Annotated in this window: 22 protein-coding genes; 16 read left to right on the forward strand and 6 right to left on the reverse strand. The window is 63.0% G+C overall.

The annotated features are described in order from the left end of the window. Nucleotides 1-16: 16 nt before the first annotated feature. On the forward strand, nt 17-1081 hold the full coding sequence (gene argC / locus QZ189_RS03270; protein WP_296415084.1) for an N-acetyl-gamma-glutamyl-phosphate reductase: 1065 nt from the start codon (nt 17-19) through the stop codon (nt 1079-1081). Here the strand turns inward: argC and purN are convergent. Then, entirely contained in the window at nt 1072-1758 is a 687-nt protein-coding gene (purN, locus tag QZ189_RS03275; protein WP_296420919.1) for a phosphoribosylglycinamide formyltransferase, read from the reverse strand. The two genes, argC and purN, sit on opposite strands and share 10 nt — an antisense overlap. Here purN and QZ189_RS03280 point away from each other — a divergent pair. The 3 genes from QZ189_RS03280 to QZ189_RS03290 are packed head-to-tail and all read left to right on the forward strand — an operon-like array spanning nt 1750 to nt 4680. After that, nucleotides 1750-2094, forward strand: coding sequence for a DUF1257 domain-containing protein (locus QZ189_RS03280; RefSeq protein ID WP_296415080.1), 345 nt, complete (start codon nt 1750-1752; stop codon nt 2092-2094). The genes purN and QZ189_RS03280 overlap by 9 nt on opposite strands. 10 nt (nt 2095-2104) lie before the next feature. Continuing rightward, entirely contained in the window at nt 2105-3835 is a 1731-nt protein-coding gene (locus tag QZ189_RS03285; protein ID WP_296420921.1) for a M61 family peptidase, read from the forward strand. Between the two features lie 2 nt (nt 3836-3837). Then, on the forward strand, nt 3838-4680 hold the full coding sequence (locus QZ189_RS03290; RefSeq protein WP_296415077.1) for a peptidoglycan recognition family protein: 843 nt from the start codon (nt 3838-3840) through the stop codon (nt 4678-4680). Between the two features lie 7 nt (nt 4681-4687). Here the strand turns inward: QZ189_RS03290 and QZ189_RS03295 are convergent, their stop codons facing one another. Continuing rightward, nucleotides 4688-5293: a hypothetical protein gene (locus QZ189_RS03295; protein ID WP_010317054.1), complete on the reverse strand. Its 606-nt coding sequence runs from the start codon at nt 5291-5293 to the stop codon at nt 4688-4690. Nucleotides 5294-5690: 397 nt separating this feature from the next. Here QZ189_RS03295 and QZ189_RS03300 point away from each other — a divergent pair, with 397 nt between their 5' ends. Further along, nucleotides 5691-7292, forward strand: a complete 1602-nt coding sequence (locus QZ189_RS03300) for a glucose-6-phosphate isomerase (protein WP_247478500.1) — start codon at nt 5691-5693, stop codon at nt 7290-7292. Nucleotides 7293-7296: 4 nt separating this feature from the next. Here QZ189_RS03300 and leuS read toward each other — a convergent pair whose 3' ends face one another. Both leuS and QZ189_RS03310 read right to left on the reverse strand, forming a co-directional pair. After that, entirely contained in the window at nt 7297-9945 is a 2649-nt protein-coding gene (gene leuS, locus QZ189_RS03305) for a leucine--tRNA ligase (protein ID WP_296420923.1), read from the reverse strand. A 42-nt stretch (nt 9946-9987) separates the two neighbouring features. Then, nucleotides 9988-10227 carry a hypothetical protein gene (locus tag QZ189_RS03310; protein WP_010317051.1) on the reverse strand — a complete coding sequence of 80 codons (240 nt, stop codon included), beginning with the start codon at nt 10225-10227 and terminating at the stop codon, nt 9988-9990. 44 nt (nt 10228-10271) lie between these two features. On the opposite strand from QZ189_RS03310, the gene dapF reads away from it, so the two are divergent. The 5 genes from dapF (at nt 10272) to QZ189_RS03335 (ending at nt 15143) form a co-directional block, all read left to right on the forward strand. Beyond that, nucleotides 10272-11396, forward strand: coding sequence for a diaminopimelate epimerase (gene dapF, locus QZ189_RS03315; protein ID WP_296418044.1), 1125 nt, complete (start codon nt 10272-10274; stop codon nt 11394-11396). Continuing rightward, the gene (locus QZ189_RS03320; RefSeq protein WP_296420925.1) at nt 11393-12580 is read left to right on the forward strand and encodes a cysteine desulfurase family protein; all 1188 of its coding nucleotides are present in this window, start codon (nt 11393-11395) and stop codon (nt 12578-12580) included. The genes dapF and QZ189_RS03320 overlap by 4 nt, the downstream gene beginning before the upstream one ends. Before the next feature lie 24 nt (nt 12581-12604). Beyond that, nucleotides 12605-13294 (forward strand): DUF1995 family protein, encoded by a 690-nt coding sequence (locus QZ189_RS03325; RefSeq protein WP_029626306.1) that lies wholly within the window; start codon nt 12605-12607, stop codon nt 13292-13294. A gap of 62 nt (nt 13295-13356) precedes the next feature. After that, nucleotides 13357-13872 (forward strand): DUF4330 domain-containing protein, encoded by a 516-nt coding sequence (locus QZ189_RS03330; protein WP_296415070.1) that lies wholly within the window; start codon nt 13357-13359, stop codon nt 13870-13872. A gap of 164 nt (nt 13873-14036) precedes the next feature. Beyond that, the gene (locus tag QZ189_RS03335; RefSeq protein WP_296415068.1) at nt 14037-15143 is read left to right on the forward strand and encodes a D-alanyl-D-alanine carboxypeptidase; all 1107 of its coding nucleotides are present in this window, start codon (nt 14037-14039) and stop codon (nt 15141-15143) included. On the opposite strand, the gene QZ189_RS03340 is transcribed toward QZ189_RS03335, so the two are convergent. Then, complete coding sequence (locus QZ189_RS03340; protein ID WP_247478486.1) at nt 15140-16078, reverse strand: hypothetical protein; 939 nt, start codon at nt 16076-16078, stop codon at nt 15140-15142. The two genes, QZ189_RS03335 and QZ189_RS03340, sit on opposite strands and share 4 nt — an antisense overlap. A gap of 20 nt (nt 16079-16098) precedes the next feature. After that, nucleotides 16099-16575 (reverse strand): pantetheine-phosphate adenylyltransferase, encoded by a 477-nt coding sequence (coaD, locus tag QZ189_RS03345; RefSeq protein ID WP_296420927.1) that lies wholly within the window; start codon nt 16573-16575, stop codon nt 16099-16101. An 83-nt stretch (nt 16576-16658) separates the two neighbouring features. Between coaD and QZ189_RS03350 the strand changes: the two genes are divergently transcribed. Genes QZ189_RS03350 through QZ189_RS03375 form a run of 6 tightly spaced genes read left to right on the forward strand, consistent with a single transcriptional unit; the run spans nt 16659 to nt 22263 of the window. Next, nucleotides 16659-17141, forward strand: coding sequence for a flavin reductase family protein (locus QZ189_RS03350; protein ID WP_010317037.1), 483 nt, complete (start codon nt 16659-16661; stop codon nt 17139-17141). Beyond that, nucleotides 17138-19186: an excinuclease ABC subunit UvrC gene (uvrC, locus tag QZ189_RS03355; RefSeq protein ID WP_296415065.1), complete on the forward strand. Its 2049-nt coding sequence runs from the start codon at nt 17138-17140 to the stop codon at nt 19184-19186. Before QZ189_RS03350 ends, uvrC begins: the two co-directional genes overlap by 4 nt. A 35-nt stretch (nt 19187-19221) precedes the next feature. Continuing rightward, on the forward strand, nt 19222-19479 hold the full coding sequence (locus QZ189_RS03360; RefSeq protein WP_050778481.1) for a hypothetical protein: 258 nt from the start codon (nt 19222-19224) through the stop codon (nt 19477-19479). Then, nucleotides 19476-20999, forward strand: a complete 1524-nt coding sequence (locus QZ189_RS03365; protein WP_296415063.1) for a cryptochrome/photolyase family protein — start codon at nt 19476-19478, stop codon at nt 20997-20999. Before QZ189_RS03360 ends, QZ189_RS03365 begins: the two co-directional genes overlap by 4 nt. A gap of 26 nt (nt 21000-21025) precedes the next feature. Beyond that, a complete protein-coding gene (hemJ, locus tag QZ189_RS03370) occupies nt 21026-21616 on the forward strand; it encodes a protoporphyrinogen oxidase HemJ (RefSeq protein WP_247478481.1) in 591 nt (196 codons plus the stop codon). After that, the gene (locus QZ189_RS03375) at nt 21616-22263 is read left to right on the forward strand and encodes a PHP domain-containing protein (RefSeq protein ID WP_296420929.1); all 648 of its coding nucleotides are present in this window, start codon (nt 21616-21618) and stop codon (nt 22261-22263) included. The genes hemJ and QZ189_RS03375 overlap by 1 nt, the downstream gene beginning before the upstream one ends. Nucleotides 22264-22370: the final 107 nt, after the last annotated feature.

A 22370-nucleotide genomic window follows, 5' to 3' on the forward strand; every position in this document is an offset into this window, starting at 1 on the left:
TTCCCCTGTGCAAGCCATGGCAAGTCAGCGCGTCGCCGTGATTGGGGCCTCGGGCTACGGCGGTTTGCAGACCCTCCGGCTGCTCCAGGGCCATCCGGAATTGACCGTTAGCTTCCTGGGGGGCGAGCGAAGCAGCGGCAAGCGTTGGAGTCAGCTCACTCCGTTTTTGCCACTGCCAGGCGATCCGGTGGTGCAGAACCCGGAGGTGGATGCCATTGCCGAGGCCGCTGACTTCGCGGTCCTCAGCCTTCCCAATGGCCTGGCCTCCCGCCTCGCCCCTGCGCTGCTCGAGCGTGGGGTCAAGGTGGTCGACCTCTCCGCTGACTATCGCTACAGCTCCCTGGATCAGTGGAAGGAGGTCTATGCCTCCGAGGCCAGCAGCTTCCCCAGAACTGACGCGGACCTTTGCCAGGAAGCCGTCTACGGCCTCGTGGAGTGGGATCAGCAGCGCATTGCTGCGGCTCGCCTGGTGGCGGCTCCTGGGTGTTTCCCCACCGCCAGCCTGTTGGCCTTGACCCCGTTCTTGAAGCAGGGCCTGATTGAGACCAGCGGCATCGTCATCGACGCCAAGACCGGCACCAGTGGCGGCGGCCGGGCCGCGAAGGAGCATCTCCTCCTGGCGGAGGCCTCGGAAGGCATTTCCCCCTACGGCGTCGTGGGGCACCGCCACACCAGTGAGATCGAGCAGCTCTGCAGCCGGGCCGCGGGTACGAGCATTCAGTTGCAGTTCACTCCACACCTCACGCCGATGGTGCGCGGTCTACTCGCCACGGTCTATGGCCGACTGCGCGATCCAGGACTGACCGCGGAGGACTGCACAACGCTGCTCGAGGCGGCCTATCGCCACGCCCCCTGCGTGCAGGTTCTACCGGTCGGCACCTATCCCTCGACCAAATGGGTGCGCCAGACCAACAGGGCGCTGCTGTCGGTTCAAGTGGACCAGCGCACCGGTCAGCTGATCGTGATGAGCGCCATCGACAACATGGTCAAAGGCCAAGCCGGTCAAGGGGTCCAGTGCCTGAACCTGATGGCGGGCCTGCCCGCTGAAACGGGACTCCCGCTGCTGCCCTTCTATCCCTGAGCGCAAAGCCCAAGGCGCTGGGCAGCCAGGCTGACGGCCAGGGGCAGGATCCGATGTTCCTGCTGATGGATTCGCTCGGAAAGGCTGGCCTCACAGTCTCCTTCTAAAACAGGAAGGGCGGCTTGCACCAAAATCGGCCCTGTGTCCACCTCTAATTCCACGAGATGGGCCGTGCAGCCCGTCAGGGTGACGCCGGCCTCGAGGGCCTGTCGGATCGCTTTCGCCCCCCGGAAGCTCGGCAGCAGCGACGGATGGATATTGATCAGCCGTTCTGGGTAGGCCTCGATCAGTTCCTGCGTCACGATTCGCATCCAGCCGGCCATCACCACCAGGTCCACCTGCGCGGCTCGAAAGGAAGAGACGAGCGCGCGGTCGAGCGCCTCCCGCGATGGGTAGTTCCGGTGGTCCAATACCTGTGCGGGGACATCCAGGACCTCGGCCCGCCTCAAGGCACCTGCATCAGGTTTGTTGACGATCAGCAGGCTCACTTCTGCAGAGAGTTGCCCGGAGCGGCAGGCCTGGACCAGGGCCTCGAAGTTGCTGCCCGAGCCGGAGGCCATGACCCCCAAGCGCAGGGGCGGTTTGGTGACGATCGGATGCTCCGGTGGCAAAGGCCACTGGACGGCCAATCCACTCCCGCTAGGGTCTGGAAAAGTGGAGTCCTGGCCATGTCCCATCTCTCCATCCTGCCAACGGTCCTTACGGATGAGCGCCTTCTGGCCCAGGCTCTCCAGGAGCTCGGCTACGCGGTCCACTGGGGCGGCCAGCTCCAGGGTTTTGCCGACCAGCAGGAGGCGGTCACCCTCTGGGTGCAGGTGAACCCCGAGCAGCAATTGGGTTGGTGCCGTCAGTCCAATGGACGTTTGGCTTTGGTGGGCGATCTGCAGCGGCTCGGACGATCCCACTCCGTTCAGCAGCTCGTCGGACAGATCACCCGCAGCTACGCCGCACTCCAGGCCCTTCAGACCGCTGCCGCGGAGCTGTCGAACGCTTCAGTTGAATTGATCAGCTGACGGTTGAACGATGACGGGATTGGTTCAGGTCCAGCTTGATCTGAGCAACCCTCAGAGCCACCTGGTGCATGTGCGGCTGGAGATTTCCTCTCCCCAAGCGCAGCAACAGGTCTCACTACCCGGCTGGACACCCGGCTCCTACCTGATCCGCGACTACGTCAAGCAGCTGGAGGGCTTCAAGGCTGTTCAGCAGGGTCTTGAGCGGTCCGTGCGCCGCACCGATCCGAGTACCTGGCAGATCGATTGCAATCCAGACGCGGGACCGCTGGTGCTGACTTATGCCGTCATGGCCACGGAGCTGACGGTTCGCACCTGTCATCTGGATCAGGACCACGGCTTTTTCGCCTTAGCGGCGGTGGTTCTCGAGGTGGCGGGTCAGCGCTGGAGTCCCCACCGCCTGACCTGCGTGGTGCCCAATGGCTGGAATGCCTTTGTTCCCCTGCCCACGGATGCCACGGGATCTTGGCTCGCGACAACGTTTGATCAGCTGATCGACAGCCCCATCGAGGCCGGTCCACACCAGTCGCATCCGTTCGAGGTCCTGGGTGTTCCCCATCGCTGGGTGACCTGGTTTTCAGATCCCGCCTGCGCGGTGTGGTTCGCCGATCGTTATCCGACGTTCTTCGAGGACGTACAGCAGGTCTGTTTGGCCTGTTGCCGGCTGATGGGCGAACCCAGACCCGCCAGTTCGGACTACCTCTTTGTGCTGCACCTCTTGGATGAGGGGTATGGGGGCCTGGAGCACGACGACAGCACGGTCCTTGTCTATGGGCGCCGCAACCTCGAGACCAGCAGCGGATACCGCAAGTTGCTGCAGCTCGTTGCCCACGAGTATTTCCACCAGTGGAACGTCCGGCGTCTGACCCCAAGGGAACTTCGGCCGGTGGACTACAACCGCGCCAGTGTGATCCCGACGCTCTGGTTTGCAGAAGGGGTCACCAGCTACTTCGATCAGCTGCTGCCGCTGACCGCTGGCTTGAGTACGCCGCAGGACTACTTCAGTGATCTTGGGGAGGACCTCAGCCGTTACCTGCTCACGCCTGGGCGTCAGGTCCAGACCCTCAGAGAGAGCAGTGAGGAGGCTTGGGTCAAGCTCTACAAGGCCGATGCCTACTCCGCGAGTAGCCAAGTCAGCTATTACCTCAAGGGGGCGGTCGTCGCCCTCTGTTTGGACCTGGAGCTCCGGCGTCATCAGAGCTCACTCTCCGCAGTTGTTCAGCAGCTTTGGAGAAGCCACGGTCGCCATGGTCGCGGCTATGGGGAGTCCGATCTGCTGGAGGCCTTTGAAGGGCAAGTCACCGGTTTGGCTGGGCGTCTAGAGCAATGGTTGACGGACGTCGACGATCCTGATTGTTCTGGCTACCTGTTGGATGTAGGCCTGGCTCTGGAGCCGGAGATGTCCAGCGATCCTTGGACGGGAATGACCACGGGTCTGAAGGACGGCCGGCTGGTGGTTCAACGCGTTTTGCGCCATAGCCCGGCTGAGCGGGCTGGGCTGATGGTGGGCGATGAACTGATCGGCTTGGCCGGCCAGCGGCTGGCCAAGCCCGAGGACGTTCCAACGCATCTGCGTGCTGGCGTGGCTCAGCCGCTGCTCATGGCCCGTCGTTCCAGCCTGCGGGAGCTTCAACTCTGCAGTGATCCACCGCAGCCCAAGCGCTACAAACTCGAGCCTGTAGCCAACCCCACAACCGCCCAGCAGGCAGCCCAAGAGGCCTGGTTGCAACAACGGGTGGGCTAGCCATGGTCCGGCTCGTTCCCGAGCAACCGACTCGCATTCCGCACCGCCGTGCACTGGGGCTGGCCCTAGTCGCCTTGGCTGGCCTCAGCCTCATTCCGCTCTGGCAGCGTTCGAGTCAGGCTCCCGCGCGGCTGCCAGCTCCCCTTGCCAATGCACGGCCCGCTCCTCTCCCTCCCGCTCAAGCGGCATGGACCAGCCCCCTGCAGCGCCAATGCAGCGTGAATGACCGCGCCCTGGTGGCACGGTTAAAGACGCAGCAGCAGACCTATCCCTCCACCCTCAAGCGGGTCAAGATCGACCCCTCCAACTACGACCAGCGCGTGCCCTATGACGCGTTTGGAAATCCGTTGCAGACGACCCCATCGCTTGTCGTTCTGCATGAGACGGTCTTCGGGCTGCAATCGGCGCTGAACACCTTCATCAAGCACAACCCAAGGGATGAGGACCAGGTCAGCTACCACCTGCTGATCGGTGAAAACGGAGAGTCGGTTGAAGCCCTACACCCCCGATTTCGTGCCTATGGAGCGGGTTACTCCGCTTTCGATGGCGAATGGGCGGTATTGAATCCAGAGCTTCCTGGCTCTATCAACAACTTCGCTCTGCACCTCAGCCTCGAGACACCGCTGGATGGTGAGAACGATGCGGAAACCCACAGTGGCTACAGCTCCGCCCAGTACGACGCCATGGCCGTCGTCCTTGCGGATTGGATGAACCGCTACAAGATCCCGAAGGAGCGGATTACGACCCACCGCCATGTGGATCTTGGTGCAGCGCGTGCTGATCCCAGGAGCTTCAACTGGGAGGCGCTGCAGCAGCGATTGGCGGCCCTTGGGGTGCTCTGCTGAAGACCCTTCAGATCAGCGGTGACAGGGGTTGCCGCTGGCGCCCATAGACCAAGCCGTGCAGTTCGGGGTCCTGCATGTAGCGCAGGATCCTGGCTGGGTAGTCGAGTTTGCCGTTGTGGAGATAGGCGAGGGTTGCCACAGTCTTGGCATGACGGTGGGAGCGACTGACGTTGCTGGTCTCACTGGCCTGCCGGTCGAGGAGCTTCAGCAGACGCATCATTTTCCCCGCCAGAAGTTCGACGTTGCGCTCCGGGTCGAGCAGTTGATTGCGGGCGGCTTGAATCTCCTCGGGACTGGCATTGGGGCTAAGCAATCCCTGTTTCTCCATCTCACTGAGGCCCAGCTGGGCTGGGCCATGGGTGCTGAATAGCCCGGAATGGGCTGCCAAGGGGTGATCCTCACCGGGCTTGGCGTGCTGCATCTCGTCAAACAAAATCGCGGCCAACAGCATCGGGTTCAGGCCCGTGCGGCGGCTTTGCTGTTGGATCACCGGCTGAAGCGATTGCAACCGATTCACCGTGTGGTCCCGAAGGGGGGTGAACTGGTCCACCCCTTGGGTGAATAGACGCGCGAGCCGAGGTTGGGGTCCATGCACGCCAAAGCGGCGCTGCAACTCCTTCAGCTCTTCTGCGCTGAATTTGGTTGGGTCTGAATGGCTGCTGCTATCGATGCGATCGACACTGACGCCGTTGCTGGGGCGCAGAGCGGTCTGGACAAGCGGGTAGGTCGCCAGGCTGGCTAGCGCCGTTGTGGCCGCCCCAAGCCAGGCCCAGAGGTTGCGCCTGGTGCGATGGGGCCGAAGCCGCTTTCCGTAGCGCAGATTGAGAGTCAGAACCCAATCAAAAGGCTTTTCTTGAGCCTAGGTCGACCTTTCGCCTGAGGCCGCACTCATGCGCAGGTCCACACAGTCGCAATCTGGTCCCGGCTCAATCCTCAGGAAACGCCAAAAAGGGTATCCCTGATTGGATTTCACCGATAGGTTCAAAGGGCGGACCGCTTGATCTGGCCTGATGTCTTCCCGCCCCTCTGCCCCCGCTCTGGACCCCGCGAGCCAGTGGCAGAGGTTCTGCAGTCAGCTCTGGCACAACGAGAAGCTCGGCTTCTGGCTCGATGTCAGCCGCATGGGCCTGGATTCGGCCACCCTCTCTGCCTTAAAGCCTCGTTTTGATCAGGCCTTCCAGGCCATGGCGGCCCTGGAGTCCGGCTCCATCGCCAACGCCGATGAGCAACGCCAGGTTGGTCACTACTGGCTACGCAACCCCCAGCTCGCCCCCGATCCAGCCAGTGGAGCTCACATCCAGGCTGAAGTCGATCGCATTGAGTCCTTCGGTCGCGACGTTCTCTCTGGAGCCATCGGCAATGGCTCTGGGCAGCGCTTTACCGACGTGCTTTGGATCGGCATCGGCGGCTCTGGCCTTGGCCCCCTCTTGATGATTCGGGCCCTTCAGGATCCAGGAGCTGGCCTTCCCTTCCATTTCTTCGACAATGTCGATCCCGATGGAATGCGCCGGACCTTGGCGTCCATTGGTGAGCGGCTGAAGACCACCCTGGTGATTGTGGTCAGCAAGTCCGGGGGAACCCCCGAGCCCCATATCGGCATGCTTCAAGCGCGTCGTGCGGTTGAGGCAGCCGGCGGAAGTTGGTCCCAACAGGCCGTCGCCGTCACGATGGTCGACAGCAAGCTCGATCGTGAAGCGAAGGACTCGGGTTGGTTGGCGCGCTTCGACATGTTCGATTGGGTCGGCGGCCGAACCAGCATTACCAGTGCTGTGGGTTTGCTCCCAGGCGTTCTGATTGGCTCCGACATCCGGGAGTTCCTGGCGGGTGCGGCTGAGATGGATGCGGTCACTCGGGTGGCCGATTTTGATCAGAACCCGGCTGCACTGTTGGCCGCTGCCTGGTATTCCGCCTGTGGCGGCAAGGGCCAGCGAGACATGGTTGTGCTTCCCTACCGCGACCGTCTGGAGGTCTTCAGCCGCTACCTCCAGCAACTGGTGATGGAGAGCCTGGGTAAGAAGTTGGACCGCAACGGTCAGGTCGTCCACCAGGGCATTGCGGTCTACGGCAACAAAGGCTCGACCGACCAACACGCCTACGTGCAGCAACTGCGCGACGGTGTCGACAACTTCTTCGTGACCTTTGTCGAGGTGCTCGAGGACCCAGGCGATATTCCGCCGCTGGAGGGTGAGAATCCTGGCGACTTCTTGGACGGCTTCCTCCAGGGCACCCGTTCAGCCTTGACTGAAGAAGGACGCTTCAACCTCAGCATCACGATGCAGCGTCTGAACGCCCACAGCCTGGGTGCCCTGATTGCACTGTTCGAGCGCGCCGTGGGCTTCTACGGCGAGTTGGTCAACGTCAACGCCTACCACCAACCTGGCGTTGAGGCCGGCAAGAAAGCCGCGGCAGCACTTCTGGATCTGCAGTCCAGGTTGGAGATGGTGATGGCTGACCAGCGGGAACACACCCTGGCCGAACTCCAAGGCAAGTTGGCCCTAGAGACAGCCGAGCCCCTCTACTGGATCCTGCGGCACCTCTGCGCCAACCGTCGCCACATCTCAGCCAAAGGGGACTGGGGGCAGCCCGAGTCCCTCGTGTTCATTCACGACTAGGTCCCTAGGGGACCAGGTTGACGAGCCGTCCAGGGACAACGATGACGCGGCTGGGGGCTTTGCCCTCCAGCCATTTCTCTGCGATCTCGCTCTCAAGCGCCAAGCGCTCGAGCGTTGCTTTGTCGGCGTCGGCTGGCACCTCAAGGTTGCCGCGCACCTTGCCCTTGATCTGAATCACCAGGGGGACGGTGGCGCGCACCAGGGCGGACGCGTCGCATTGAGGCCACTGCTGCGTGTGGATGCTGCTGTTCTCTAGGGCCTCATCCGCAGACCGGCCTCCGAGCTTCAACCAGAGTTCCTCGGCCAGGTGGGGCGCAAATGGTGCCAGCAGGACCAAGAGCGTGCGCAGGGCTTCGCAGGCCAGCACATCCGAGCTCGCAGCCAAATGTGTCCCCATGGCATTGCTGAGTTTCATCAACTCAGACACCGCCGTATTGAACTGAACGTCTCCATCGAGATCGTCAGTGATCTCTTGGATGGCCGTGTGAACCGCACGGCGCAGCTCTTGTTCTGCCTCCGAGAGTGCCTCGCCTGAGCCCAGACGCTCAGCGACCGACTCCGGGGAACCAGCGCCGCCGGCCAGACTCAGGCCGCGCTCAAGAGCTGCATCGGCAAGACGCCAGATGCGCTGCAGGAAGCGGAACTGCCCTTCCACGTCCGCGTCATCCCACTCCAGGTCCTTTTCCGGCGGAGCCTTGAAGAGGATGAACATCCGCGCGGTGTCAGCGCCGTACTTGTCGATGACAAGCGCGGGGTCGACGCCGTTGTACTTGGACTTGGACATCTTCTCGAAGAAGGTCTCCAAGGGATCGCCCGTTAACGGATCACGGGGATCCGTGGCATCGGCCACCTCAGCGGGTGGGATGTACTTGCCTGTTTTGGGGTTCTTGTAGGTGATCCCTTGAACCATTCCCTGGGTGAGTAGCCGTTGAAAGGGCTCATCGAAACCAAGGAGGCCTCGGTCCCTCAACACCTTCGTGAAGAAGCGCGAGTAGAGAAGGTGAAGGATGGCGTGCTCGATACCGCCGACGTACTGATCAACTGGCAACCACTGGTCAACGGCGTCTTTCGCAAACGGCAGCTGAGTGTTCTTGGCGTCGCTGTAGCGCAGGAAATACCAGCTGGAACACATGAAGGTGTCCATGGTGTCGGTCTCGCGGCGAGCTGGTTTGCCGCAGCAGGGGCAGTCGACATTGACCCAGCTTTCAAGTTGGGCCAGGGGGGAGCCCCCCTTGCCGCTGAAGGCGACATCCCTTGGCAGTTCAACCGGCAGCTGCTCATTCGGCACCGGAACAACACCGCAGCTCTCGCAGTGGATCACCGGAATCGGGCAGCCCCAGTAACGCTGCCTGGAAATCAGCCAATCCCTCAGGCGGAATTGGACTTTCTCACGGGCCCAACCCTCCTTCTCCCCTGCTTCGGTGATCGCCCGTTTGGCCGCCTTGTTGGTCATCCCATCGAAGCCCTGGGAATGGATCAAGACCCCTGATTCGGTCCAGGCTCCACCCTCAAAGGCATGTTCGTCACTGCCCTCGGGAATGATCACCTGCTTGACCGGGAGTTCGTACTGGCGGGCAAACAGAAAATCCCGTTGGTCATGGGCGGGCACTCCCATGACGGCCCCCGTGCCGTACTCCGCCAGGACGTAGTCAGCAATCCAAACCGGGATCAGTTCTCCATTGGCGGGGTTTCGCACCTGGGCACCAATGGACACACCACGCTTGGGTTTGTCCTCCGCCGTCCGTTCCTGTTCGCTCTGGCGGGACACCAGGTCACAGAACGCTTCGACTTCGGTCTGGTGGGCCGCCGTCGTCAGGGCGGGGACGAGCGGATGCTCTGGAGCTAGAACGACGTAGCTGGCGCCAAAGAGGGTGTCGGGTCTGGTGGTGAACACCGTGACCTGCTCCCCACTCTCCTGGCCATTGGCATCGACCACGCTGAACTGGAGTTCAGCACCGGTGCTGCGGCCGATCCAATTGGCCTGCATCGTGCGCACCCGCTCCGGCCAACCCTCCAGCTTGGGCAGGTCATCCAGCAGCTGCTGGGCGTAATCGGTGATCTTCAGGAACCACTGCCGCAGCTTGCGCTTCTCAACGAGAGCACCGGAGCGCCAGGACCGCCCTTCGCTGTCGACCTGCTCATTGGCAAGCACGGTCTGGTCGATCGGATCCCAATTAACGGTGGCGTCCTTTTGGTAGGCCAGGCCTCCGTCGAGGAACTGGAGGAAGAGCCACTGGGTCCAGCGGTAGTAATCGTCGTGACACGTGGCCAGCTCCCGATCCCAGTCAATCGACAGCCCCAGCTGATCGAGTTGATCGCGCATTGAGGCAATGTTTTGGTCCGTCCAAGCACCGGGATCCACGCCCCGCTCAATGGCGGCGTTCTCAGCGGGCAGACCAAAGGCATCCCAGCCCATCGGATGCAGCACTTTCTTGCCGCGTAAGCGCTGAACCCTGGCGACCACATCGGTGATCACATAGTTCCGGACATGCCCCATGTGCAGGTTCCCTGAGGGGTAGGGGAACATCGAGAGGGCATAAAAGGCCTCGTCGCCGGCCTTGATCTCAGGGGTGCTGTGCAGACCGTTTGCCTTCCAGGCCCGTTGCCAGCCGGCCTCAGTGGCCTGGGGTTGGTAGCGGCTGGACTCGCTCACGGGCGGATCGGGAGTGGAGCAGTGATGCTCCCATAGCTGCTGTTAGGCGAGGGGCCGCAGCATCGCGATGGCATCGCGATTGATCAGCAAGCTGGGGGTGCCGGGCTCCGATTCCAGTGCGAGAAAACAAGCGTCAACCCAGAGCGGTCTGCCGGTGACGCTGCTGCCGTTGAGGAGCTGGACCGACAGGGGCAGCTGCTCGCGGATCCAGGCCTGGATTTGGCGTACTCCTGGCTGGGAGGTGTCGAGGTCTCCTGGCCGCCATTCCCGACTGCTCCCCATAGGATCGAGCGCACTGGTGGGCCTCCATTCACAGGCTGTCGCGCGTGTTCCAATTCAGCAAGTACCAAGGTCTCGGTAACGACTTTTTGATGCTCGATGGGCGTCAATCGGGCGATACGGACTTCCTCTTTGGTTTGACTCCGGAGCTGGTGGTTCAGCTCTGCGATCGCCGCTTTGGGGTGGGAGGCGACGGCGTGATCCTGGCCCTGCCACCCAACGGCGGAGGGGAATTGCGGATGCGCATCTTCAACGCCGATGGCACCGAACCCGAGATGTGCGGCAACGGCATCCGCTGCCTGGCCCGATTCCTGGCCGATTGCGATGGGGACGGCCCCGGCCGCACCTGGCAGGTCGACACCCTGGCGGGCCGGATCGTTCCGGAGCTTCTCCCCGACGGCACGATTCGCGTCGACATGGGCGCGCCCTTCCTGACGCCAAGCGAGATCCCAACGACCCTGGAGGTCGGCGAGGCGGGGCTTCCCAGCGGCGAACTGGAGATTGATGGCGAGCGGTTTGCCGTGGCCGCTGCCGGAATGGGCAACCCCCACGTGGTGGTGCCTGTGGATTCCGTCGATGAAATCGACTTGGAGCGTTTTGGCAGTCAGCTGGAGATCCACCCCGCGTTCCCGGCGAAAACCAATGTCCATTTCGTCGAGGTGCTCTCGCCCTCCCATCTGGTGATGCGGGTCTGGGAACGCGGGGCAGGCCCAACCCTCGCTTGCGGCACCGGAGCCTGCGCCACCCTGGTGGCCTGCCATCGCCTGGGGCTCTCCGAGCGCACAGCCCGTATCGACCTCCCGGGCGGCCCCCTGCAGATTCACTGGGACGCCATGAACGGCAAGGTCTTCATGGACGGCCCGGCGGAGCATGTGTTCGACGGTTCCATCCCGGATGCCGAGGCCGTAGCCGCGGCGCGTGGGCAGGCCGCAGAGACGGAGATGGTGCCCCCTGCCGTGGAGCAGTCCCAACCCCCCGCCGATTCAGGCGATCAGATCGACTGCGCGACGGTCTGCGCTAACGGCTGTATCCGCCCGGACAATTGCCCCAGCGAAGCCGCCCGAGCCAAGGTCGCGGCACTGCTCAACAGCACCTCCCTGGATGATCTGGTGACCCTGGCCACCAATTCCCTGGAGTCTCGGACCCGCGCCCGCTTCGAGCGCGAACCATGACTTCGGATCTTCGCCAATACCTCGATTGCGCCGCGACCACCCCGTTGGCGCCAGAGGTTCAGGCGGAGATCCAACGGGTGGATCGCGAGGCCTGGGCGAATCCATCCAGCCTGCATGCCTTCGGCCTGGCCGCCGCCGAACAGCTCGAGCGCAGCCGCCAACAGATCGCTGCTCAGCTGGGCTGCAGTGGGGACCTGATCTTTACCTCCGGCGGTTCCGAATCAATTCATCTCGCCCTACTCGGTTCCGCTGCTGAGCTCTGGGACGGGCAAGGGTCAGCACCTCGGCTCTTGCTCTCTGCGGTTGAGCACCCCGCCACCGAAGCGGCGGCGCTGCAGCTGCAACGGCAGGGTTGGCAGCTCGAGCGCATCCCGGTGGATCGCCAGGGCTTGATTGATCTTGCGGTCCTGGAGTCCCGGCTCGCGCCACCGACCCGTTTGGTGTCGTTGATCTGGGGGCAGAGCGAGGTCGGCACCCTCCAGCCCATGGACCTGATCGGTCGGCTCTGCCGTCAAGCAGGCGTGCTGCTGCACGTCGATGCGGTGCAGGTGGCTGCGCAACGGCCGATTGATTTCGATGCGCTGCCCATTGATTTACTCAGCGTCGCCAGTCACAAGCTCAGTGGACCCCGGGGTGTTGGCGCCCTCTTGATTCGGGATCAGGTGCCAGTCCGCCCAATCCAGTCCGGTGGCGGCCAGGAGCGGGGGATCCGTGCTGGGACCGAACCGGTGCCCTTGATTGCGGGCTTTGCCAAGGCTCTGGAGTTGCTCAACATCCAGCGCTTTCAAGGGACGGAAGATCCGCTGATTGAAAGGCGTGACGCACTGCTGACGGGTTTGCTCCAGCTGCCCGGAGTGGAGCTGACCGGTCCTGATCCCCGTCAGGATCCTGAACAGCGCCTGGCGAATCACATCAGCTTGTTGGTCGCGTCGCCGCAGGGCGTGCCCCTCTCCGGACGCTCCGTCGTTCGGGCCATGTCATGCCTGGGCTACGGGATCAGCAGCGGCTCGGCCTGCAGCAGCTCCAAGGCGGCCGGCAGTCCGATCCTCGAAGCCATGGGAATCGCACCAGAGCGCAGCTCCAGCGGCCTGCGCCTCAGTTTGGGGTCCTGGCATCGCGACGCTGACCTTGCGCCTGTCCCGATCGCTTTGCGGGAGGCCATCGCCGCAGTGATGGCTGATTAGGGTCGGCCGAACGACATGGCCCGGATGCTCCCCGCTGATCTGCGACGCGCTGAAGCTGAAGCTGTTGAAGCGATTGCCGCTGCCCTTGCCAGCCAAGCCAAAGGCTTCTGGACCGCAGAATTTCGGTTTGAAGGACTGCGCATCCTGCCGGTCTCGCTGCGCCTGTTGGCAGCGCTGTTGCCTGCCCATGCTGAGGCCCGTTTGGTCTTCCCTGACGCCGGTGCAGCGGCCCTGGCCAAGCGGGACGCAGCGGAGCAGGCGGGCAGCATCACCGAACTCAGCGGAATCAAGCGACTCCAGCAGGCCGACGGCGGTAGCGATGGGCTTCTGGTCCTGGTAGCCCCAACCCCTGCGGACTACGAGGACGTTGAAGCCGTCTGCGCTCAGCACCGCGGCAGTGTTGTTCTGCTGAACGGAAAACTGGAGGATGCCGCGGTGGGGATTGGGACTGTGGCGCGCGAGCGTCGCAAGGGCTTCCTCGCCACCTGGCAGTCCGCCTATGCCCTCATCCCCACCGGGGAGGGCGCACTCAGACGTGCCTATCCCCTGGACTGGCAGCTCTACCGGCGAGACCCCGACGGCTATCGCTTCGTCAAGGACTTCGAGCTCAAGCCAGATGCTGAGCAGATGGCCGACGCCCTTGAGGGTGAAGGCGGCGGGGTCGCTCGAGGACTCAAGGCCGTTGATCGCCTGATCGAGGGGCTCCAGAACTAGCTCCCACGAATGCTTGTTTCGGCGGCCCAGTCTCCGTACAGTTCGAACTCTGCCTCCCCGCCATGCCTTCGTTGTCGCGTCGTTTCTCGCTGGTGGATGCGGGGGCTGCGGCGGCTGTGGTTTTGGCCATTGGCGGTGTGGTGTGGAGCCCCAAGCTCAGTGGCGCAGTCGCCCGAGCCACCGGCGGTTTGCAGCCAGTGACGGTGTTCGTCGATGTCCGTAACGTCCCGGTGGCCAATCCGCCTGCGCTCATCGCCGCTGCAAAGGAGCAAGGCAAGGTCTCGATCGTGATCCGCAACCAGCCCCACGGCTCGGTGGCGGTGGATGACGTCATTCCTCTGCAGCGTCAACTGGCCGCCGTTCTGGCCGATGGGAAGGTCGTCACCGCTCCCGATCCCAACCAACAGCAATTGGGCAACCTGGATGCCCGCTTTGTGCTCAAAGGGGAGGGCCGCAAGGGAGCCGGTGGAGTGGTGTTCGGAAACCAGACGCTCAAGATTGGTGCTCCCATTGAGTTGGAGGGACGGGAATTCAGGCTCAATGGCTCCGTCTCTGGGCTCCAACTCGGGGCCTCCTGACCATGGCGGGGCGGCGAGCAGGGGTTCTGATTGGCCTTGGCCTAGCGCTGTTCCCCTCGCTTGGCCTCCAGGCGGCCGCCCCTGACAGTCGGGCGATCTCCCTGCCTGCTCCACCGCCTCCACTGGGATTTCCGCAACTGCAGACCCAGGTCAGCTGTCCAGCGTTGCAGACACGCCTGCGGCAGGTGCTTGGTGCCGAAGCCAGCGTCTGGAGCGTGAGCGTTGGCGATGGCTCCGGTCGGCTCCTGGCGGATCTGAACGGTTTAACGCCCCGTATCCCAGCCTCCAACCAAAAGATGGTCGCGACGGCCATGGCCTTGGACCGTCTCGGTCCCGACTACAGCCTCACGACCCGGCTCTGGCGTAGGGCCGATGGAAGCCTCCTGTTGACCGGTGAGGGGGATCCAGACTTCAACACCCCCCAGCTCCAGCGCTTCGCCAAGTTGGCGCTGGGACAAGGCGGCAGCAGCTCACCCACTCCCTCTGCGGTCCGTATCCAACTTCAGGAGGAGCCCCCCCAGCGCTGGTGGCCGGCAGGTTGGCCTGGTGAGGACCGTGTCGAGGCCTATGGCGCACCGATTACGCGTCTGGCTGTCACCAGCAATGCCAAGGCGATGGCCGTGAGCGACCCACCGAGTCGCCTTCAACAACTGTTGGCGGCAGAGATCAAACGTCAGGGAGGACAGGCCAGCATCAGCACCGTGGCACCGACCCCCAATGGGAGTCCCCCCTCCAGTGCGGTGTTGCTCCATGAGGAACGCTCGATCGGCATGCATGGCCTGTTGAGCCTGGCGAACACCGAGAGCCACAACTTCACTGCTGAGGTCCTGCTGCGCCAGGCCGCTGGAAGTTGGGACCAAGTCACAAGCCAGTGGCGTACAAGCCAATGGCTGGCCGCCCAAGGTCTACCGATGGCAGGGATCAAGGTGGTTGACGGCAGTGGTCTCGACCGCGGCAACCGCCTCACCAGCCGCCTGCTGGTGGCATTGATGTTGCGCATGGCGCAGCACCCAATGGCCGACCATTACTTCGCCTCAATGGCCATTGCCGGTGAGCGTGGAACCCTCCGCAACTACTGGTACGACACCGAGTTGCAGGGTCAGTTTTTCGGCAAAACCGGAACGATTCGAGGAGTGCGCTCCGTCAGCGGATTGCTGAACACCCCCGCTGGGCCTCGCTACATCAGCATGATTTCAAACGGGTCCAGCGCCCCCAATACGGTCATTGGACAACTGCTGCGTCAGACCCGCAACGGTGCGCTCTGCCCCTAGCGGTTTCCGGCTGCCTTGCGAATGCGATCCGCGGCGCGGCGGGCGCGGTTGATCGGCACGGCCTGCTGTTGACCAGCAACGGGGTTCGGCACCAGTGAGGCTGGATTGACACCCTGGAGCTTCACCAGCTCACGCTTGCCAGCCACGACCACCTGCCCCATCTCCCGCAGACGATCCTCGAGTTCACCGAGGACTTGTTCTGCATAGCGGTTCGCCCCTTCTTGGATCGTGCTGGCTTCCTGGCGGCTGCGGGCGATGAGGGCCTCACACTGCTGCTGGGTTTGCTGGCGGAACTGCAGAGCATCGCCCTGCACCCGCTCGGCTTCAGCCTGGCTGCTCTGCTGCAGACGAAGGGCCTCAACACGAACCTTCTCAAGTTCCGTGAGGCTCTGCTTCCGTGCTGCCTCGTGTTGCTCGCTGAGCTGTCGCTTGAGCTCGATCGCTTCTTGATCAAGCTGCTGGCGGCGTTGCAGCCCTTCCTGTTCGAGTTGCTGACGGCGCTGGCTGAACTGTTGCTCCAGCTGAGCCAGCCTGGCTTGATGCTCCTGTTCTGTCTTGGCGACCTGTTGCCGGGCCTGGGCGATCATCTGCTCGCACTGCTGGCGGGCCTGGTCGCGCAATTCCGCCACCTGCCGCTCGGCTTCACTGCGGATCGACTGGCTATTAATCAGCTGATCCCGCTGCTGCTTGGCCTGGGCAACGATGTCGTCCGCCTTTTGGCGGGCCTGCTGGATGAACTCATCCTTTTTGGCCACCAGTTCGTCGGCTTTGACCAACTGACCGGGCAGAGCATCCCGCACGGCATCCATCAATTCGATGGCGTCCTGCTCGTTGACCAAACGCCCGCCACTGAAGGGAACCCGGGTGCCGTCGAGAACGACTTCCTCCAGTTGATCCAGCTGGTCGAGCACGGAGGTCAGCTGCGTCTCAGACATCAGCGGGGTGCGTGGAGGGACTACTGATTAAAAAGCCTCGCCAGATCTTCTGCCACTCCTGTGGGGACCATGTGACCAACCGGTCCGCCGAAACGGGCCACCTCCTTGACGACCGAGCTGCTGAGAAAGCTGTGGGCCGTTGCCGTTGCGAGAAACAGCGTCTCCAGCTTCGGAGCCAGACTTTTATTGGTATGCGCGATCTGCAGTTCGTATTCGAAGTCGCTCAACGCCCTCAGGCCCCGCAGAATCACGCCGGCACCACAGCGCTCGGCGAATTCAACCGTGAGCCCGTCGAATGCCGCCACTTCGATCCGTTGGAGATGACCCGTCGCTCCACGGATCTGCTCGATCCGCTGCTCAACGCTGAAGCAAGGGTTTTTACCCGGGTTGCGCAGCACGGCAACCACCAGGCCATCGAACAGTTGGGAACCCCGTTCGATCACATCCAGATGCCCCAGGGTCAGGGGGTCGAAGCTGCCGGGGTACAGGACTTTCATCCGTCGATCCTAGAAAGAGAAGGCTCGCTCAGACCCGCAAAGGCCCTGCTGTTCCTAGAGTTTGGGCTCTGAGGGCCTGATCCATGGCACTGAACGCCGACGCCAAGAAGACCTTGCTTCGCAAGATTCCCCACGGGGTCTTCATCTGTGGTGTGGCTGAAGGGGAAGAGGTCAACGGCTTCACCGCCAGCTGGGTGACCCAGGGCTCGTTCGAGCCGCCGCTGGTGGTCATGGCCGTCCGCTCCGACAGCACCAGTAACGGGATGATTCAGCGCACCAAGCGCTTCTCGTTGAACGTCCTCGCGGCCGACCAGAAGGATTTAGCTGCCGTCTTCTTCAAACCCCAGAAGGGCGTCGGTGGCCGTTTTGACGCGGCTCCCTTCAGCCTCGGCGAACTGGGCCTGCCGATCCTCAACGACGCCCTCGGTGGAGTCGAGTGTGAGCTCATCGGCCAGGTCGCCCATGGCGATCACACCGTGTTTGTCGGTGAGGTCAAGAGTGCCGTTCTTCACCGCGATGGCGCGGCCCTCGAACTCAGCAGCACCGGCTGGCAGTACGGCGGTTGAAGTCTCTGCTGCAGGACCCAGCTCGGCTCAAGGCTCGCCTCAAGGAGGTACCGACTGAGCCGGGTTGTTATTTGATGCGGGATGCGGAGGACCGAATCCTCTACATCGGAAAAGCCAAGGTGCTGCGCAACCGGGTCCGCAGTTACTTCCAAAGCGGGAGTGGCCATGGCCACTCCCCGCGCATCGCCCTGATGGTGAGGCAGGTCTGTGAGATCGAGTTCATCGTCACCGACAGCGAGGCAGAGGCCCTCGCCCTTGAGGCGAACCTGATCAAGAACCACCAGCCGCACTTCAACGTGCTGCTGAAGGACGACAAGAAATATCCCTACCTCTGCATCACCTGGAGCGAGGCCTACCCGCGCATCTTCATCACCCGCAGGCGGCGCTTCCGCTCACCCCTGGATCGTTTTTATGGGCCCTATGTGGATGTTGGCCTGTTGCGGCGCACCCTGGGCTTGGTCAAACGGGTCTTTCCCCTGCGTCAGCGCCCCCAGCCGCTCCATCGTGATCGGACCTGTCTGAATTACGACATCGGTCGCTGCCCTGGGGTCTGCCAAGAAAAGATCAGCTCCGAGGACTACCACCGCACCTTGAGGCAGGTGGCGATGGTCTTCCAGGGACGCAATGAAGAGCTGCTGGACCTGCTCCATGAGCAAATGGAGCGCTACGCCGAGCGCCTGGATTTTGAGAGTGCTGCCCGGGTGCGCGATCAGCTCCAGGGCATCGACACGCTGACGGCGGATCAGAAGATGAGCCTTGGCGATAGCTCGATCTCACGCGATGTCTTGGCCATGGCTGCCGACGAGCGGGTGGCGGCAGTGCAGCTGTTTCAAATGCGGGCCGGAAAGCTCGTCGGCCGGCTTGGCTTCACCGCCGATGCCATTGGCATGCCTTCAGCGGAGGAGGGGGCGGGAGGCGACCTGCCCCCTTCGGAAGCGCGTCGCGCTGCCATGGGACGGATCCTGCAGACCGTGATCGAGGAGCACTACAGCCAGGTCGAAGGGGTTGAGATTCCACCCGAACTCCTGCTCCAGGCCCCCTTGCCCCAACAGCAGTTGCTTGAGGATTGGCTTTCGGAGCTTCGTGGCCGCAAGGTGCGTCTGTCCGTGCCCCAACGGGCCCAAAAGGCCGACCTGATCGAGTTGGTCGAACGCAACGCCAACTACGAACTGGAACGGGCCCGCCGCGCCAGCGAACAAAACCTCCTCGCCACCGAGGATCTGGCGCAGCTGCTGGAGCTGAACACCCCTCCCCGCCGGATCGAGGGGTATGACATCAGCCATATCCAGGGCAGCGATGCGGTGGCATCGCAGGTGGTGTTTATCGATGGCTTGCCGGCCAAGCAGCACTACCGCAAATACAAGATCCAGAGCAGCTCGATCCGCTCCGGTCATTCCGATGACTTCATGGCCATGGCCGAGATCATGCGGCGTCGCTTCCGCCGCTGGGCCCAGGCCAAGGCTGCCGGTGCCGATCTCAAGGAACTGCGGCGATCGGCAGGCTCAGCGCTTCACACGGGCGGGCTCAATGACTGGCCGGACGTGGTGATGATCGACGGCGGCAAGGGTCAGCTCTCTGCGGTGATGGAGGCCCTACGGGAGCTCAACCTCGATGAGGATCTCGTTGTCTGTTCCCTGGCCAAACAACGCGAAGAGGTCTTCATTCCCGGTGTAAAGGAGCCGTTGGAGAGCGAACCGGAGCAGCTCGGCGTTCAGCTCCTACGGCGGCTTCGCGACGAAGCCCACCGTTTCGCCGTCAGCTTCCACCGTCAGCAGCGGGGTGAGCGGATGAAGCGCTCCCGTCTCTCAGACATCCCTGGCCTTGGACCCAAGCGGATCAAGGAGTTGCTGGCCCATTTCCGCTCCATCGACGCGATTCAGCTCGCCAGCCCCGAGGCCCTGGCGGCAGCTCCAGGAATGGGGGCTGGACTCGCCAAGGTGATCTGGGACCACTTCCACCCTGGCGGCGATGAGGTTGGCGCGGGCCAGCCCCAGGAGGACGCGGTTGACCTCGAGAATGATCGACCGTTGGAGCTGGCTGGGTGAAGCCCTTGCGTTGGATCCTGGCTTCGATCATTGCCATGCTGTTGCTGGCTCCCGCAGCGGCCTGGGCTGCGCCCGGGTTGTGCATTGGCCCCATCTGCGCCGACGAGATCAGCCGCAGCGCCAAACATCACTTCCAGCTGAGGATGCGCATCAGCGATCAGCGGGGCCACCGTGAGCGGATCGTGATCGACTGCCGCAACGGTCAGCTTTCGCCGGCGGCGGGACTGGTCGAACGCGGCTATGCCCAGGCCGTGGCCACCAAGGCCTGCCGCTTGGCTGGGGAGCCTGCATGAGCATCGGCATCTGGGTGTTGGGTGATCAGCTCAACCCTGATCAGTCAGCTCTGGCCAGTGCCAGGCCTGAGGACTGCCGGGTGTTGCTGCTGGAGAGCAGTTCGGTCCTGGAGCAACGGGCGTATCACGCTCAAAAAATGGTTCTGGTGTGGAGTGCCATGCGCCACTTCGCCGCCGACCTCCGCGACCAGGGCTGGACTGTGGACTACATCCAGACGGAGACGTTCAGCAGCGCACTCTTGGCCTGGATCCAAGAGCAGGGGATCCAGGAACTGCGGCTGATGGAGCCGGTGGATCGCGGTTTTCGCCGCTCCATTGAGCGGTTGTCATTGCCCATTCCCATCCACTGGATGCAAAGCAATGCCTTCCTCTGGAGCCGGGAAGACTTTGCGGCTTGGGCAGGGCGCTACAAGCAACTGCGTATGGAGCTCTTCTACCGCGAAGGGCGCAAGCGTTTTGGCGTTCTGATGGAGACCGCCGATTCACCCCTTGGCGGCCAGTGGAATTACGACCAGGAGAACCGCAAGCCCCCAACGAAAGGTCTGAGCGGTCCAGCCCCACTCTGGTTCGAGCCCGATGCCGTGACCAGGGCCGTCATCGAGAAGGTTGAGGGGCTGCAGCAGCGCCATGGCTTGCCAGGGGAGACCCAACCCTTTCGCTGGGCGGTCAATCGTGACCAGGCCCTGCAGGTCCTGGATCACTTCACTCAGACCCGCCTCTCAGGCTTTGGTCCTTTTCAGGACGCCATGGTCAGCGGTGAGCCCACCCTGTGGCATGCACTGCTCTCCCCTTACCTGAATCTGGGACTGCTCCATCCCCTGGAGGTCATTCAGCGGCTGGAGCGGGAGGGCCTTGAGCGGCAGGTGCCCCTGGCGGGACTCGAGGGAGTGATTCGTCAGATCCTGGGCTGGCGGGAGTACACCCACGGCCTCTATCACTGGTTTGGAGAGCAGTACGCAGAGGTCAACCATTTCGGGGCTTCAGAGCCCCTGCCGCAGTGGTTTGAGCAGCTTGGGGGGAGCGGGATGCGTTGCCTCGACACTGTTTTTGCGGAAATCGAGAGCAGTGGATACGCCCACCACATCCAACGCCTGATGCTCCTGGCGAATTACGGCCTGCTGGCCGGCTTGGATCCCCAAGCCTTAACGGCCTGGTTCCACCGGATGTTCATCGACGGCTTCGATTGGGTGATGCTGACGAACGTGCTCGGCATGGGGGTCTTTGCCGATGGCGGTCGCCTGGCCAGCAAGCCCTATGCGGCCAGCGGCAACTACATCAAGCGCATGAGCAACTACTGCAAAGGCTGCTCCTACGACGTCAAACAGCGCACTGGTCCCAAGGCCTGCCCCTTCAACAGCCTCTATTGGGATTTTTTGGCACGCCATGAACCTGAACTCAGGCGTAACCACAGGATGGGATTGGTGATGAAGCAGCTCAGCAAGCTTCCGGAGGAGGAGCTGGCTGCGATCCGCAGCACCGCGGCCAACCATCGCGCCCTGGCGGCCAGTGGTGGCGCCTAACTTGTTGCCCAGTTCGGCTCCGGCCTGTGATCACCCTGGCGGCCCTTCCTCCTGAGGCTTACCTCTGGTTCAAGACCCTCCACATCGTCGGCGTGGTGGTCTGGTTCGCCGGACTCTTTTATCTCGTCAGGCTGTTCATCTATCACCGGGAGGCCGAGGAGCTCGAGCCTGCCCTCAAGGATGCGTTCCAGGCCCAGTACGGGCTGATGGAAAAGCGTCTGGCCAACATCATCACCACACCGGGAATGGTGGTGGCTGTCTCGATGGCCATTGGCCTGTTGGTGGCCAACCCTGCCTGGCTGCAGCAGGGATGGATGCACGCCAAGTTGGCCTTTGTCGCGGCCCTGCTGGCCTATCACTTCTTTTGTTATCGCCTGATGGGGCAGCTGCAACAGGGGAGCTGCGGCTGGAGTCCCAAACAACTGCGGGCCCTCAATGAGCTGCCGACCTTGCTGTTGGTGATCGTTGTGATGCTGGTGGTCTTCAAGAACCAGTTCCCAACCGGAGCCGCCACCTGGTTCATCGTGGCCCTGGTGGTCTTCATGGCCGCCTCCATTCAGTTCTATGCCCGCTGGCGCCGCCTCCGGGCCGAGAAGGAAGCCGCCGCAGCCAGCTAGTGCGCCATCCCCTGATTCCGGTCCTGCAATCCGTCACGGCTGAATGCTGCCCAACGCGGCTGAATTTCCACTGCCACACCACCAACAGCGACGGCAGCCTCGCGCCTGAGGCCTTGGCCCAGCAGGCCCTCACCATTGGCCTGGAGCATCTTGCGGTCACCGATCACCACAGCACAGCCGCTTTCGCGCCGATCCAGCGTTGGTTTGCGCAGCAGCTTGAGAGCGGGATGACCCCGCCCCAACTCTGGAGTGGCATCGAGATCAGCTGCCTGCTGGAGGGCTGCCTCGTTCATGTCCTCGGCCTTGGTTTTGATCCCGAACACCCTGCGCTGGAGCCCTATCGCCAGGGCCAAGCTCCGATCGGGGAAGCGCTGAAGGCCAGCGAGGTCAGGCGCCGGCTCCATTCCGCTGGGGGATTGGCGTTGCTGGCCCACCCCGGCCGCTATCGACTGCCGTTTCAGCGATTGATCCCGGCAGCCGCAGATCTGGGGTTCGATGGCGCCGAGGCCTACTACGACTACGACATGCAGCCGCAATGGCGTCCGACGCCATTGGTGTGCGACTCGGTCTCAGAACTTCTGGCCAAACACGCACTTCTGCGAAGTTGCGGTACCGATACCCATGGGTTCGAGCTTTGTGGCCGCTAGGGTTTCCGGAGATCCTGAACCCTTGCGATGGGCCTGTTTGATCGCCTGCTCGGCAATAACCAGTCTCAGTCTCCCCTGACCAAGCGGGAGCCAGCGAAGAAGAAGGA

This window comes from Vulcanococcus sp. CPBay_Sum15L08_68 (assembly GCF_017855895.1).
GTDB lineage: Bacteria > Cyanobacteriota > Cyanobacteriia > PCC-6307 > Cyanobiaceae > Vulcanococcus.